This is a genomic window from Paenibacillus sp. PAMC 26794 (genome assembly GCF_000316035.1).
Lineage (GTDB): Bacteria > Bacillota > Bacilli > Paenibacillales > Paenibacillaceae > Paenibacillus.
Genome location: NZ_ANHX01000029.1, coordinates 1 through 15,076, shown reverse-complemented (window position 1 = coordinate 15,076; position 15,076 = coordinate 1). Strand labels below are relative to the sequence as shown.

Sequence of the window (15,076 nt, the reverse complement as noted above, 5' to 3'; positions counted from 1 at the left end):
AGTTTGGCCTGTCGGTAATTAAGTATATTCACGGGCGAGGACGATATGTGATGAGAGTGGATATAAAATGATACAATTACGCAAGTTCACCTCGAGGTAAGGTGAGTCGTAAGAACAGAACTGCACTGTTTTTTACAGAAATAGTGAACAAGTGTGATATCCTTCCTATACAATAGGAGAAAGACATCAATCATTTAATAGATGCATGAAAAGGAAGGATTTATGTGAATAAAAAGGCGATCAAGGCTTGGATTATGTATGATTGGGCCAACTCGGCTTACGCAACAACAGTACTGGCCGCAGTATTGCCCGTATTCTATGCTTCGGTGGCTGCAGCAACGCTGGATACGGATACCGCCGCCTCCTACCTGGCCTATACACACTCCATTGGTATGTTGTGCGTAGCTCTGCTAACACCGCTGCTTGGCACGTTAGCTGATTTGTCAGGACGAAAGGGTGACTTCCTGCGTGTATTTGCAATTATAGGCGTGCTTGCTACATTGGGATTCAGCGCAATCGGTGAAGGGGACTGGTTCCTTGCTTCCGCTTTGCTGGTCATATCTACGATCGGTTTTGCAGGTGGTAACACCTTTTACGATGCAATGCTGCCGGATCTGGTACCCATGGAACGAAGAGACATGATATCCTCCAAAGGATATGCCTATGGTTATATTGGAGGAGGCTTGCTGCTTGCGGTGAACCTGCTGATGATTCAGCAACCGGGCTGGTTCGGGATGAGCAGTACACTGGCAGGCACAAGACTTGCGTTTATCTCCGTCTCGTTGTGGTGGTTGCTGTTCTCGATACCGATCTTTCGCCATGCTCCGAGACGGCCTGCATCACCGGATCTGCCCGGAACGTGGAAAGGGTATGCTGCGGTGGGCGTGCGCAGACTGCGCCAAACCTTTCTTCAGATGCGGCGTTTTCCCCAGTTAATCCGCATGTTGGTGGCATTCTGGTTTTTTAATGACGGTATTAATACCATCATTCTGATGGCTACAATCTATGGGACAAGTATAGGCATAGGCACAGCCGACCTGATGCTCGCGCTACTGTTAACCCAGTTTATCGGGTTCCCGTGTACATTGTTACTGGGAGCATGGGCACAGCGTTGGGGAGCAAAGCAGGTATTAATCGTTAGCTTATCGGTCTACATATGTATTGTAATTCTCGGTTATTTCATGACACAAGCGATCCACTTCTATGTGCTCGCCGGGTTGGTTGGTGTCGTGCAGGGTGTGAGTCAATCCACAGCTCGTTCTCTGTTTAGCAATCTGATGCCAGCTGGCAGAACAGGAGAGTATTTTGGTTTTGTGAATATTACAGGCAAATTCTCTTCGATCTTCGGTCCATTTGTGTTTGGTTATGTTGGGCAGATCACGGGTTCCACACGTTGGGGTATTCTGTCGCTCATCATCTTTTTTGTCGCGGGCATTGCTGTATTGTTAACCGTGAAGGTACAGAAGGGGATGCAGGATGCTACACGGGCAGATCAGGAAGAAGAGCGAAATGGGAGCGTTGGAGCTACTGGGAAAAGTTCAGATGTAAGATGATTTACCTGATGGTTGTTCAACCGTTTTCATATTAAGTTTCTCAACGGATTACGTATGGCTTCAGGCATTGTTCCTCACAGAACATGTCTGGAGCTTATTCGCGTTTGTGCAATCAGAACATAATTGATCCATGAATAAGTGCTTAAATGACAGACAGCAGAATACAGTGAAAGAGTATCAATTTATGAAAAGGTGAAAATAAAAGATTGACATGATACATTTTGTATCATAGAGTAAAACTATAAATACATATTGTATCAGAGAGTTGTCGAATGTAACCATGTGTTTTGCTTCATTCCCGGGTGAACTTTCGACGGAATATTGCAAAATGCTGACCTATAGCGTGCATATTACTCGTTTTGCCAAACACAAAGGTAGAGTCTGGTCTATCCCAGCTACATATTTATACTAATGAACAGAGGAGAGGCTGCCATTGATCGATGCTCAAGGTAACGGACTTGTTTTCTTACTATGTGTTCCCCGCAGTGGTAGTTCCTTATCCACCGTAATGCTGCAAAATCATAGTCGTATATTTGCCACCCAGGAAATGTGGTTTCTAATGAATCTTGTCGATTTGCCCAAGGCTGATTCACGCGCTTATGGTGGCAGCTCCATCATTCGTCAGTTCTACAATGCCATGGTATCCGAGGATGTCTTCGAAAAGGCGTGCAGAAGTTTTGCTCTTGAGATCTACAATGGATTCCTGGAAGGCAGTGGAGCAGACTTCATCGTTGATAAATCTCCACGGTACTATTACATGCTAGAATGGCTGGATCGTCTGTTCCCTCAGTCCAAGCGTATTCATCTCCAGCGTAATCCTCTGGCCGTAGCTGCATCATTCAAAAAGGTAAATCGCCACACAGGAGAAGAATTCGACCTGATTCATAGTCTGCAGAGCCCCAAATTAAATATGAAATCCGTTGACCTCACACTTGGGATGCTCCGCTTGAATGATTATTTTGCCAAACCTCACTCCAATGCATATGAATTGCAATATGAACGATTGGTTACCAATCCACAGGAAGAACTTGAGAAACTATGCGCGTTTCTGAGAATTCGATATGAACAGGGAATGGAGCAGTATGGACAGTTTCTGGACAGTGCCAAGTCTGGCATGTTCTACAGTATGGGCGTGGGTGATCCATTCCTCTCTTCGCATCAAGAGGCACATCAGGGTTCTGTTAACAACTGGAAAAACATATTAGAACCCCATGAAGTTGAAATGTATTGCCGTGTGATGGGGGCAGATCTGTTCCACCAGATGGGATACAGTGAACAGCTCGCAGAAGCCGAACAATGGACGGGTGTACATTATGATGCAAGTCCGGATCAGGAGGTCATTGATCGAATCACGCATCAGTTGACAGCAGCGACCGGTTGCCAGTGGCAACCGCAATACCAAATGCAGCCGGCAGATTCTGTCGTTCATGATCCGCTTGGGAATCTTAATGACCAAGTTGTTGTCGAAGAACCGGAAAAGACAGACCCCACGCTAGCTGCACTGGTAACGATCAGACAGCTGCAAGCCGCATTACGGGCAGCAGATCATCGTCTGGAACGAGGATACAGTGAGCGAGAACGCTTGAAAGTCCAGCTGGCTTCTGCTCAAAGCAAAATACAGCGTATCAAATCATGGGTACCATTTGGTCATCAGATCAGCGCCTGGGCTTCACAGCGCAAGATTCTACGGGGAGGCAAGTCATGAGCGCCATAGCAGGAATTGTTCACAATGATGGTCAGCAGGCGCTATGGGAAGACAGCTGGCGCTTGTATGCAAGCCTGGGGCATGTCCCTGCGGATACAACAGGGGTGTGGAAAGGCAATGAGGCGTTCCTCAGCTGTCATGCCCAATGGATTACACCGGAGTCGGTTAGCGAGAAGTTGCCTTTATATGATGAGGAAAGTGGTCTGACCATCACGGCAGATGCGATTCTGGATAACCGGGAACAACTGGCAGATCAATTACAGATATCCAGAGCTGAACTGGCTATGTTGGCGGATAGTGAATTGATCCTGCGTGCCTATCAGCGCTGGGGAGACGATGTGGCCGTCCGATTGCTGGGGGATTTTGTATTCGCGATATGGGATGAGCGGAATCGAAAACTGTATGCAGCAAGAGATATTACAGGCATGAGAGCTTTTTATTATCGACATGATGGTTCACGTTTTGCTTTCTGCACACTCATGAATCCGTTGCTCGGGCTTGAAGGGGTACATAAAGAACTTGATGAGACCTGGTTGTCCGAGTTCCTTGCCATTCCCGACATGCATGATTCAGCAGATATCAATTCAACTGTATACCGGGGAATAAGCCAGCTACCTTCTGCACATACACTTGTCTTCCGGGATGGGAGACTGGAGCTGAAGCAATATCATCGCTGGAATGAAGTCGAACCCCTAAGGCTTAAATCCGATGGCGAGTATGTAGAAGCATTTCGAGAGGTCTTTGGGCAGGCGGTTGGATCGCGCTTGCGAACGCACAGACAGGTGGCTGCTGCATTAAGTGGCGGACTGGACTCGGGAGCCGTGGTTGGTTTTGCTTCCGGAACACTGAGAAGTCAGGGTAAACGGCTGCAGGCCTATAGTTATGTTCCCGTACCGGATTTCACAGATTATACGTCGAAAACGTTGCTCGCAGACGAACGGCCCTTCATACGTTCAACCATTAATCATGTAGGCAATATCACAGAGAACTACCTTGATTTTGAAGGCAGAAGTCCACTCAGTGAAGTAGATACCTGGCTCGACATTATGGAAATGCCTTATAAATACTTTGAAAATTCATTCTGGATTCGCGGATTCTATGAAAAAGCGAGCCAGCAAGATGCAGGCATCCTGCTCACAGGCGCACGTGGTAATTTCACCATCTCCTGGGGCCCGGCTCTGGATTATTACGCCAGTCTACTGAAAAGTGGCCACTGGTACCGCTGGTTCCGTGAGATTCAGCAGTATAGTGAACGAACGGGCATGCCTTTCTCACGTATAGCCAAGATCACCGGGAAAAAGGCATATCCGGATTGGTTCAAGGCTCAGTCCAAAGGAGCCAGCCAGGCCGCATCCGTACAGTTGATTCATCCTGACTTTGCGCAGAGAACAGGTGTACTGGAACGACTCAAATCCATTATCGTTCTGCAGGGCGGTGCCCAGGCCGATGCACTCAAAGTGCGTGCCGAGAAATTCAATAATCTGGCCATTGCGAACAAAAACGGTGCTGTCGCCACAAAATGTTCTCTCCGTTATCGGGCTTGGGAACGTGACCCGACCAGTGACGTCAGAGTCATTCGATTCTGCCTGTCTGTACCGATTGAACAATATGTGAAACACGGGACGGATCGTTCATTGATTCGCCGGGCAACTTCGCCGGAGTTGCCTGACAAGGTCAGACTGAATCAGCGGGTACGGGGTGTGCAACCGGCAGATTGGTTACATCGCATCATTCCGAATTGGGATGCCTTTACCGCTGAGTTACGTGCTTTGTGTTCTGACAGCAAGGTCGCTGGCATATTAAACACGGAGCGTATCAAATCAGCCTTGGCCAACTTTCCGAGTCCGAGACCAGAGCTTGCTTCACATCCAGATCTGCGATTGATGATGCATAGTCTGATTGTCTATCGGTTCATTCGGAAATTCTGATATAGCCCGGTGAACTTTGGGCCCGGATTTTTCTTACATTTGACTCATGATAGGAGGTGAATACGATGCAAATGGAAAAAAAGGAATGGCAAGCACCAGCACTGGAAATATTGGAAGTCAACCAAACAATGGCGGGCGCAGGTTACAAACATATCGACTGGGTTACGGTTCACGATGCGGATCTCTACGGAACTAGTTAAAAAGCTTTACCATATGCCATCATATTTAGAAGTGCGAAAAGGAGGTGAATACGATGCAAATGGAAAAAAAGGAATGGCAAGCACCAGCTCTTGAAGTGTTGGAAGTCAATCAAACGATGGCCGGTACTGGCTACAGACAAATTGACTGGGTAACGGTTCACGATGCGGATCTGTACGATCCAACTTCCTAAGTTATTAAGTTTTATGAAGTGTCATCATACTTAAAGGGCGGAAATGCAACAAATCCAGCTTTTCGCCTCCGCCCTTATATTGAGCAACATGAATATAAGGGCTTTTTTTTACATTTTATTACGAAGGAGGCGTCGTTCATTGTTGCCTGTGCATTATGTGGCGTATGGTCTGCGCTGGTCGAGCCAAATTCGAATGCCTGAACTACAGATGGAATCCAAGGATGCGGAGACTGATTTTGATGTCGTGGATGTGCACATCGAGTCTTCAGATCTGACCCCATTGTGGGAGGATTGGGATGTAGGCAACGACAACTTTGTGGCACGAGAGGGCAGTCTTTTTTTCAAAATCGAAGATACAGGTCTGTTTCTAATGGAGCATGGAAAGCGTATCGTTGTATCCCCTCAGCCAGGAGCGGATGAGAAAAAGGTCAGATTATTCATCCTGGGCACCTGTATGGCAGTCATTATGATGCAGCGTGGCATCCTTCCATTGCATGGTAGTGCAGTGGTTATTGATGGCTGGGCTTATGCATTTGTCGGACATTCGGGGGCAGGTAAATCGACGTTGTCGGCCGCACTGGCATCACGCGGATATCCACTTCTCACCGATGATGTTGTTGCACTGACCTGGGATGCCGGAGGAAGAGCTATCGTATCACCTGGTTATCCGCAACAGAAGTTGTGGCAGCCCAGTCTGGATGGATTCGGCATGAAGGAACAGGATTATGCAACGGTTCACGCAGAGATTACGAAGTATGCGATACCTGTTCAGCACTATTTTCATGAGATGGCCGTACCACTAGGTGGAATATTTGAACTTGCTCCACAACCGGAGGAAAACCATACATCTGTTCAACTGGTTGAAGTGACGGGGCTAGAACGACTGCATCTGTTATGCTCGCATACGTTCCGTGGTGGACTCGTTGCAAGACAGGGGCTGGCACAGTGGCTGTTCGAGACGGCTTCAAGACTTTCGGCAAGTGTGGAGATTGGCAGATTGGTCAGAACGGGCGCTGAGTTTACAGCATTTGAGATGGTGGATCGGATCAAAGATCATATACGTAAAGGAGTGCATACAGGACAATGACAGCGACTACGCCGATGAATGTGGAAGACCGGGTAACCCGGAAGGAAGGCAATCTGGTCAGTGATATGGGCAGTGAGAAAGTCATGATGAGCATTAGCTCTGGAAAATACTATAATCTCGGGAGTACCGGTGGACGAATCTGGGACCTGATCGCAGAAGAACGCACGCTGGGTGAAGTTGTTGAGGTACTTGCTGCGGAATATGAGATTGAGCCAGATGTATGTCGTGAGCAGGTGGTGCAATTCCTGGAACATCTGTCCCGTGAAGGTTTAATCGACGTTACTCGCGGAGTGTAGAATGATGTTGCGGAAAATAAAGGCTTATCTCTCGCTCCCGCGGTCGATGCGTCGACTGGTATGGGAGGCCTATATCCTCCTTGGCTGGGCACGCATACAGAAGGCTATGCCATTTGCCAAAATCGCGCCAGGGCTGGGTACGCCTATGGTAGAAACACCGATGACAGGACTCGAACGGAGCGAGGTCATCACTATACGGAATATTTCCAAAGCAATTTCGCTCGCCAGTAAATATACGTTATGGGAAAGTCGCTGCCTTGTAATGGCGATTGCCGGGATGAAGATGCTTGAGCGACGGAAGATAGAGAGTACGTTATACATGGGGACTGCACGGAATAAGCAAGGACATATGATGGCTCATGCCTGGCTGCGAAGTGGTAAATTGATCGTGACCGGAGCTGATACTATGGACCAATATACGGTTGTCGGTGTGTTTGGCAAACGGTGTCCGGAGAAGGGATCTGGGGAGATTGTCTATGATACATGAAAGTGAACTCTATTCATCAGGGTTTCCGAAGGAGCTTAAGCTGATTTTGAGCATGATTAGAGGTGATCTGACGGCTCTATCCCCTGAAGAACTCAAGGCGGGTTTGCAAGGAACCGATTGGCAGCTTTTTCTGCGGCTTGTCTATCATCACCGCTTATACTCTGTCCTTTATGTGAAAATGAAAGAATTGAACTCTGCAATCATTCCTGCAGATGTTATGGAGAGTCTGAGACAACAATATACGGTCAATACGTTCCGCATGTTACATCTAACAGCTGAAATGGAGCAGGTGTGTGGTGCTTTTCGTGAACGCGGTATCCGCAATATTACACTAAAGGGACCAGCGCTCGCCCATGATCTCTATGGCGATGTATCGATGCGAACCTCCAAAGACCTGGATATCCTGATTCCGTTTGATGATGTGGAAGCAGCTGAAGGCATTCTGGCTACCCTCGGATACGTATCCAAGGAAGGGGAGCGGGCACCTACGGTGCGCAGCTGGAAATGGCGGGAACATCATATCTGTTACACCCATCCGGTCAAAAGGACTCAAGTGGAGATCCATTGGCGCCTGAACCCGGATTCGGGCAAAGAAACCGATTTTGAATTGCTGTGGAAACGCAGCCGGTTCAGTTCATACACACAGACACCTGTCCGTATGCTCGAACAAGAAGACCTATGGGCTTATCTCGTAACCCATGGTGCACGACACGGCTGGTTCAGACTGCGCTGGTTACTGGATATCGACCAGATGATCCGCAGCATGCCACTCGATGTGAAGAAAGTAGAGAGACGTCTGAAAGCGGAGGGACGTTTATCGATCGGTTCGCAGGCTCTTCACTTAGCCTCAGATCTGTTAAATACGCCGCTGGATGTCGAGTACAGGTCCTTGATGTCCTTGAGTGACCGTACAGGCAAGCGATTAGCCAACGAAGGCGCAAAGTTCATGAATGAGATGCTGGAAAGCCCGGCTGATATGAAGTCTTATCAATCCTATTTGTTTAAACTTCGAAGTACAAAACAGAAATGGTTTTTCTTTATTGAACGTTTATATCCAAGTACATGGGATGTGGATCAATTGCCGCTTCCGCGTTCTTTGTTTTTTCTGTACTTTCCGTTACGTCCGTTTCTCTGGTTCTGGCGGCGAATTAAAAGGTATACGGTGACGGAAAGGGGTAAAGTATGATCTCGGAATTAAGGTATTTCATGCGAAAGTTGCATCATGTCACGGGGCCCATTTTATATTGGAATCTGCTAGGGATGATCTGTATCAGTCTCATGGAAGGGATTGGCATCTACATGCTTGTTCCGATGCTGAGTCTGATTGGCATATTTGAGATGGGCTCCACAGGCTTAAACATTCCCTGGATTGGCGAAGTGTTGCATCGTTTTTCTGAAAATAGCCAATTGTTACTCGTATTGTTCACCTTTGTGTTGATTGTCTCCGGACAGGCCTGGATGCAGCGTCTCCAGACGATCCGTAATACTCGAATCCAGCAGCAATTTGTACGAACGCTGCGCATGGAAACCTATGGTGCCATCATTATGGCGCAGTGGTCATTTTTTCTCCAAAAACGAAAATCCGATTTTAACCATATATTAACGACTGAACTTGCACGTGTGAGCCAGGGAACGAGCATTATGCTGCAAATGGCAGCCTCTCTGATATTTACTGGAATTCAGATCGGTCTTGCTTTCTGGTTATCCGCCAAGCTGACGGCACTTGTGCTGGTCTGTGGATTGGTATTATTTATCGTCTTACGAAAATTCGTCAAGCGCGCCAAGCAGATCGGGGACCAGACCTCTGAATTCTCGCAAAGTTATTATAACGGCATTACCGAGCATTTCAACGGCATTAAGGATATTAAGAGCAACATGCTTGAGCGCTCACACATGAACTGGTTTGAGCGCATGTGCAGACAGATAGAACGCAATGTCATTCAGTTTAGCCAATTGAACAGTGGAACACAGCTGATTCACCGGATGTCCGCGGCAATCATTATTGCGGCATTCATCTATCTTTCTCTCCGTGTAATGACGGTGCCTCCAGCAAGTCTGCTGCTCATCATCCTTATCTTTTCCCGCTTATGGCCAAGATTTACGGCGATTCAGTCCAATCTGGAGTACATCAGCTCCATGCTACCTGCGTTTCGGGTAGTCAGAGAACTGCAAGCGCAGACGGCGAAGAGTCGTGAGATTAGTGAAGAGATTGCTTCGGCAGGAGACGTTGGAACTGATGGGATTCAACCTATGGAACTGAAGGAATCTATCACCTGTGAGGATGTCTGCTATCGCTATGAGGGCAGTGATACGTACTCATTGAGAAATGTGCAAGCTTCGATTCCAGCAAGGGGTATGACCGCAATTGTAGGTAAATCCGGAGCAGGCAAGAGCACGTTGATAGATCTGATTATGGGCCTCGTAAGGCCTGAAACTGGTCGTATTTTGATTGACGGTGTGCCTCTGTCAGAAGAACGCTTATTAAGCTGGCGAAGTTCCATCGGATATGTCTCCCAGGACCCATTCCTGTTTCATACGAGTATTCGTGAGAATCTGCGTCTGGTTGATCCGAATGCAAGTGAAGAACAGATGTGGCAGGCTTTGCAATTTTCCTCCTCTGCGGCTTTTGTGCGGAAGCTGCCTCAGGGTCTGGATACGATTATTGGTGATCGGGGTATTCGTCTGTCCGGGGGTGAACGTCAGCGATTGGTGCTTGCTCGGGCCATGCTACGTAATCCTTCTGTATTGGTACTGGATGAAGCAACGAGTGCGCTGGACAGTGAGAATGAACAGTACATTCATGAGGCGCTGGAACGATTGAAAGGACATGTGACCATTATCGTGATTGCACACCGATTGTCCACGATTCGGACGGCAGATCGTGTAATTGTGCTCGATGAAGGTCGGGTAATTCAAGAGGGCGGGTACCAGCAGTTATCTACAGATCCGGTAGGGACGTTCAGCAAACTTTTGAACATGCAAGCGGGTGTTGTGGGGCAGTAAGTCGGTTGTAAAGAGGCGCGCCACGATTGGTGCGCCTTTCATGTAAGTGGGTTGTTATTATAATGAGCAAGAATTAATGAACGAGCGCTGTTTTCGTAGGAAGCGGCAGTTGAAGAGCACCGATCTGCTCCAAATGCTGTACGATCTCTTGCACGGCTTCCTCAATGGACCATTGCTCTGTATCGATGATAAATGAAGGAGATTTGGGTACATCATAGGGGGCGGAAATGCCTGTGAAATGCGGGATGTCACCATTGCGTGCTTTTTTGTATAGACCCTTGGGATCACGCCGCTCACATTCTTGAATTGAACAGCGCACATAGATTTCAATGAAATCATCTGGTTCAAATAACTGTCTAACCATCTCCCGATCCTGTTCATGAGGAGAGATAAAAGCCGAAAGTACAAACAACCCGGCATCTACCATTAACTTCGATACTTCACCAATTCGCCGCAGATTTTCTTGACGATCCCCTGCTGTAAAACCGAGATCACGGTTCAGTCCATGACGTACATTATCCCCGTCCAGAACATAACAGCGGACGCCTTGATCGTAGAGATACTGCTCCAGGGCAAATGCAAGGGATGACTTTCCTGCACCTGATAACCCGGTAAACCATATGGCACGACTATGGTGCCCATTATGCTTCTCCCGGTCTTGTCTGTTGATGCTGGATGATTGCCAGGTTATATTGCGCTCTTCCTTCGACATGAGTATCCCGCCTTTTCCTACCATGATATGTATAATATTTTAACATATTTACAATATTATAGCACCTTACAGATTTCTTCAAAATAAGCGTGAATCGACAAAATATCGGGTATAGATGTAGTACATACATAAGCATTATGCATATATCCAAGGAGCGTTTTGAATTAAATGATGCAAAATGCTCACATTGCAGGAGGAACGATGTCATGAGTGAAAACATACAAAACATACAAAACATACAAGTTGGGTTCAAATGCCCGGATTGCCAGCAAGATGTCCGAGCGGAATTTATAAATGAACAGGTCAGCACGGTTCGTTGTAAAGGTTGTGACAGAGCGTATACACTTTTGAAGCCAACCATCGGTGATGAGATTCTACTGGATTGGGAGCAGGAGGCTTTGTATCACAAGCTGAGGGCAGAGCGGTCTGAACTGGATAATCACAATATGTCGGCCTTGATTATCAAAGTTATCGAGTTGCTTACATGGCGTGATCGGGGAGATGGACAGACCCGTGCCATTCAGACCGTGAGGGAATGGCTTGCTTCCAGTGGCAAACCTCAGACCTTACTTGAATTGTTCCATCAATCTCCGCCACAACCTGAAAATAAACGTTTCGATCGTTAATGATTTACATACATTAGCCGTTCCTGTGGCATATTACCTGAAGGTGTTCGTGTGTGCAAACGACTAACCGAATTTTTCAGGAACAGGAGCGGATAGAATGAAGCGAATGGTTCTATATATACTGTTGGGGCTGTTATCCATCAGTATGGTACCGGCACAGACTGAAGCATCACCGGTTACCGGAGCGTATCACTTTGGCTTCAAAAAAAGTCAAAACGGTCAACTGCCCTCCATTGATCAGGAAGGCTTTAAATCGATCTTACAACATAACGATGCCATTTTCCTGGGGGATACAAAGCAGAAGGAATTGTATCTCACGTTTGATAACGGGTATGAGAATGGATTCACACCTGCCATACTGGATGTATTGCGTACCAAGAAGGTGCCAGCTGCTTTCTTTGTGACAGGTCATTATCTGAAAGATCAGCCTGAGTTGGTCAAACGTATGGCGGCTGAAGGTCATATTGTCGGTAATCATTCATGGAGTCATCCGGATATGACCCGCATCTCCAATGAAAAGCTTAGAGAGGAACTTGAGAAGGTCAAGTCGGAGGTCAATCGGCTGACGGGTCAACAAGCGACCTTTTTACGGCCACCGCGTGGGATTTTTAACAATCGTACGCTCGCGGAGAGTCATGCCCAAGGGTATGTGAACGTGTTCTGGTCTGTTGCTTATAAAGATTGGGATACCAATGTGCAGCGTGGCACACAATATGCTCATCAACAGGTGTTGAAACAACTCCATCCGGGCGCTGTCATTTTGCTTCATTCGGTATCCAAAGATAACACGGAAGCTCTGGGTTCCATCATTGATGAGGCACGTAAACAAGGATATGCATTTAAAAGTCTGGATGATTTGCGGACCAAAAATTATTGATCCTGTATCATAATGAGCAATGGACCAAATGTAGATCATTCAAAAGTTCAGCAAAAATATTAAAGGGCATCCTGAGCGATTAAGCTCGGAATGCCCTTTTTAGTTGTATAGGTATGCCAGTCCAAGTATTGGATGTACCACATACAGATTTAGAAGAAAGGATTGGGTAATACGACGATACGATGTAACGTGTAATACTATAAAACAGTGCTATAGATGATTCCAATCGTTTTCGGGCCACAGTGACTGCATACTACACAACCAGCAGTGGTCAGTTCCACACGGGCACCCGTTTGTTCCTGCAAAGACTTCTGCAAATCAAGCGCATCTTCTTCAGCCATGGTGTGCACAACAATCAGCAGGTCTGGATCGATCTGATCCTTCTGGCTGAGCGTATTATTCAGCATTTGTTCCAGAGCTTTCTCCCGTTTTCCGCGCACTTTATAGGCAGGTGCCATCTTGCCATCTGTTACCCGGATGACAGGACGAATCTTCAACAGGCTTCCAATCAGGTTCTGCATGCCCGAACAGCGTCCGCCTTTATGTAGATACTCCAGTGTATCGATGACAAACTCCGTACGTACATTTGATTTCATCGCCTCAATCAGGTGTGTAATCTGAGTCAGGTTTTGCCCTTTATCAGCAGCATGTACAGCTTTCATCACCATCAGCGCAATTCCTGATGAGAGATTCTGTGAGTCAATGACCGATATTCGACCTTCCGGGAACTCGGAACTCGCTAGTCGTGCATTTTGATAGGTAGAGGAAAGTTCAGAAGATAAGCTGATATATAGAATCTCATCCCCTTGATCTATGTAAGGTTGAAATGCCGTTATGAAATCAGCGGGGGAAGGTGCAGCTGTTTTGGGAAGACGCCCATCTCGGCTGACACGTTCATATAGCTGTTCAGGCTTAATCTCAGCACCGTCTTTCAGTGATTCTTCACCGAACACGACATATAAGGGGATGATACCGATATCGTGCTGCTGGATCCATTCTGGAGCCAGATCACTTGTGCTGTCCGCAAAAATTTTGATTCGTGACATGTCAATCTCCTTTGAAAACAATGATTTTGGCAAAAAATATAGATTATACTTATGTGTAAACCCATTCATTTTAATTATAAGGAAACATGACGCTGATGCAAAGCGTTACATCAGCGTCATGCCTACCAAAATAAGTGCAACGAATAACAGAATCATGATCCCATTTAATAGGGTTCCGATAATGGCAAAAACTTTCTTTCGATTCTTGAGAACAAGACCAATAATTCCGACGATGCCTCCGGCCAGATTGAGAATCAGGCAGACCAGGATGGCTAATGAAGCCAGAGCCACTGCTGGATGCAAGGCGATCTCTTCTGTCTGCAGAGGGGTGAGAACTCCGATGGACTCGTTTACAGCCATGGTGGCAATAAAGAATATCAGAACATAACCCAAGATTGCAACCAACCCAATGACAAAGCTGGCGATCCCAGGTCCGGAATGTTTCAGTGGTGCCATTGGTTGCCTCTCATGATCTGGCGGGTATGCTTCATACCCATTGTTATTGTATGGATCTGCATGGCCAGGATTCTGATCCGTGTTGTTATAACCTGAATTATAGGAATCGCGATTATCCATAATGTTGACTTGCCTCCCTTAATCATCGTACTGAGTGTTATTAACCTAATCGATGAGTAATGATTAGCTTCATCCCATCTTCTCGGTACTGAAAACCAATCTTTTTGAACTTGCACTTAAAATACAACGATTACATACCTGTTTACTTTTCCATAATTATCGATAAAAATCAAGGATTTACGCCAGTTTTCTACGATATTTAGGGTAGGGATAGGTTTGTTAAGTATAAACAGACATATGATCTATGAAGCTCCACCCCGACTGGTAAAGGAGGAGTGGATTCGCTACAATAATAGGTGTGAAGTGTAGTTGAATTAAGGGAGAGAACTTACATGCAACGTAGATGGATGATGCTTGGAGCTGTAATGACCATGCTGTCGGTGGCAATTGGTGCGTTTGGTGCTCACATGCTCAAGGATACGATTGGACCGGCGGCCATAGCTACATATGAGACGGGTGTGCAATATCACATGATTCATGCATTGGCCTTGCTCATTATTGGCTTGACGGCTGGTCAACTTGGAGCATCGACAAAGCTGAAGTGGGCAGCGCGTCTGTTGTTTATCGGAATTATCGTGTTCTCAGGCAGCTTGTATGTGCTTAGTATTTCTGGCATCAAGATTCTGGGTGCCATCACACCGATTGGTGGGGTAGCCTTCATTGCCGGATGGTTGTTATTGGCATTAGATGTGTGGCAACGAGGTAAGGATCGCTCCTGATCGGTCCAAACAAATCTCGGAGGGTTCAATCCTGCATGAACCATTGAACTAAAAAGCAACTTGCGTTAGA

The 15,076-nt window shown here is 46.7% G+C and carries 16 protein-coding genes; 13 read left to right on the top strand and 3 right to left on the bottom strand.

Going from position 1 to position 15,076, the window contains the following annotated elements:
- Window positions 1-224: 224 nt before the first annotated feature.
- From D829_RS0114190 to D829_RS0114145, 10 genes are all read left to right on the top strand, one after another.
- Window positions 225-1,553 carry an MFS transporter gene (locus D829_RS0114190; protein ID WP_017689566.1) on the top strand — a complete coding sequence of 443 codons (1,329 nt, stop codon included), beginning with the start codon at window positions 225-227 and terminating at the stop codon, window positions 1,551-1,553.
- A 433-nt stretch (window positions 1,554-1,986) separates the two neighbouring features.
- Window positions 1,987-3,258: a sulfotransferase gene (locus D829_RS0114185; RefSeq protein ID WP_017689565.1), complete on the top strand. Its 1,272-nt coding sequence runs from the start codon at window positions 1,987-1,989 to the stop codon at window positions 3,256-3,258.
- The gene (locus tag D829_RS0114180; RefSeq protein WP_017689564.1) at window positions 3,255-5,186 is read left to right on the top strand and encodes an asparagine synthase-related protein; all 1,932 of its coding nucleotides are present in this window, start codon (window positions 3,255-3,257) and stop codon (window positions 5,184-5,186) included. Before D829_RS0114185 ends, D829_RS0114180 begins: the two co-directional genes overlap by 4 nt.
- A 71-nt stretch (window positions 5,187-5,257) precedes the next feature.
- Window positions 5,258-5,386 carry a paeninodin family lasso peptide gene (locus D829_RS33420; protein ID WP_152417039.1) on the top strand — a complete coding sequence of 43 codons (129 nt, stop codon included), beginning with the start codon at window positions 5,258-5,260 and terminating at the stop codon, window positions 5,384-5,386.
- 59 nt (window positions 5,387-5,445) lie between these two features.
- The gene (locus D829_RS33415; RefSeq protein ID WP_105408482.1) at window positions 5,446-5,577 is read left to right on the top strand and encodes a paeninodin family lasso peptide; all 132 of its coding nucleotides are present in this window, start codon (window positions 5,446-5,448) and stop codon (window positions 5,575-5,577) included.
- Window positions 5,578-5,716: 139 nt separating this feature from the next.
- Window positions 5,717-6,664 (top strand): hypothetical protein, encoded by a 948-nt coding sequence (locus D829_RS0114165; RefSeq protein ID WP_017689561.1) that lies wholly within the window; start codon window positions 5,717-5,719, stop codon window positions 6,662-6,664.
- A complete protein-coding gene (locus tag D829_RS0114160; RefSeq protein WP_017689560.1) occupies window positions 6,661-6,960 on the top strand; it encodes a lasso peptide biosynthesis PqqD family chaperone in 300 nt (99 codons plus the stop codon). Before D829_RS0114165 ends, D829_RS0114160 begins: the two co-directional genes overlap by 4 nt.
- A gap of 1 nt (window position 6,961) precedes the next feature.
- Window positions 6,962-7,447, top strand: a complete 486-nt coding sequence (locus tag D829_RS0114155; protein ID WP_101313307.1) for a lasso peptide biosynthesis B2 protein — start codon at window positions 6,962-6,964, stop codon at window positions 7,445-7,447.
- Between the two features lie 52 nt (window positions 7,448-7,499).
- Window positions 7,500-8,633: a nucleotidyltransferase family protein gene (locus D829_RS0114150; protein ID WP_241230780.1), complete on the top strand. Its 1,134-nt coding sequence runs from the start codon at window positions 7,500-7,502 to the stop codon at window positions 8,631-8,633.
- Window positions 8,633-10,450 carry an ABC transporter ATP-binding protein gene (locus tag D829_RS0114145; RefSeq protein ID WP_026081173.1) on the top strand — a complete coding sequence of 606 codons (1,818 nt, stop codon included), beginning with the start codon at window positions 8,633-8,635 and terminating at the stop codon, window positions 10,448-10,450. The genes D829_RS0114150 and D829_RS0114145 overlap by 1 nt, the downstream gene beginning before the upstream one ends.
- Before the next feature lie 73 nt (window positions 10,451-10,523).
- On the opposite strand, the gene cysC is transcribed toward D829_RS0114145, so the two are convergent.
- The gene (gene cysC / locus D829_RS31075; protein ID WP_017689556.1) at window positions 10,524-11,162 is read right to left on the bottom strand and encodes an adenylyl-sulfate kinase; all 639 of its coding nucleotides are present in this window, start codon (window positions 11,160-11,162) and stop codon (window positions 10,524-10,526) included.
- Between the two features lie 206 nt (window positions 11,163-11,368).
- Between cysC and D829_RS0114135 the strand changes: the two genes are divergently transcribed.
- Both D829_RS0114135 and pdaA read left to right on the top strand, forming a co-directional pair.
- Entirely contained in the window at window positions 11,369-11,788 is a 420-nt protein-coding gene (locus D829_RS0114135) for a hypothetical protein (RefSeq protein WP_017689555.1), read from the top strand.
- Window positions 11,789-11,885: 97 nt separating this feature from the next.
- Window positions 11,886-12,665, top strand: a complete 780-nt coding sequence (gene pdaA, locus D829_RS0114130) for a delta-lactam-biosynthetic de-N-acetylase (protein WP_017689554.1) — start codon at window positions 11,886-11,888, stop codon at window positions 12,663-12,665.
- Window positions 12,666-12,862: 197 nt separating this feature from the next.
- Here pdaA and D829_RS0114125 read toward each other — a convergent pair whose 3' ends face one another.
- A complete protein-coding gene (locus D829_RS0114125) occupies window positions 12,863-13,711 on the bottom strand; it encodes a DegV family protein (RefSeq protein ID WP_017689553.1) in 849 nt (282 codons plus the stop codon).
- Window positions 13,712-13,816: 105 nt separating this feature from the next.
- A complete protein-coding gene (locus D829_RS31070; RefSeq protein WP_017689552.1) occupies window positions 13,817-14,287 on the bottom strand; it encodes a hypothetical protein in 471 nt (156 codons plus the stop codon).
- 332 nt (window positions 14,288-14,619) lie between these two features.
- Here D829_RS31070 and D829_RS0114115 point away from each other — a divergent pair, with 332 nt between their 5' ends.
- Entirely contained in the window at window positions 14,620-15,006 is a 387-nt protein-coding gene (locus D829_RS0114115; protein WP_017689551.1) for a DUF423 domain-containing protein, read from the top strand.
- The last annotated feature ends 70 nt before the right edge of the window (window positions 15,007-15,076 follow it).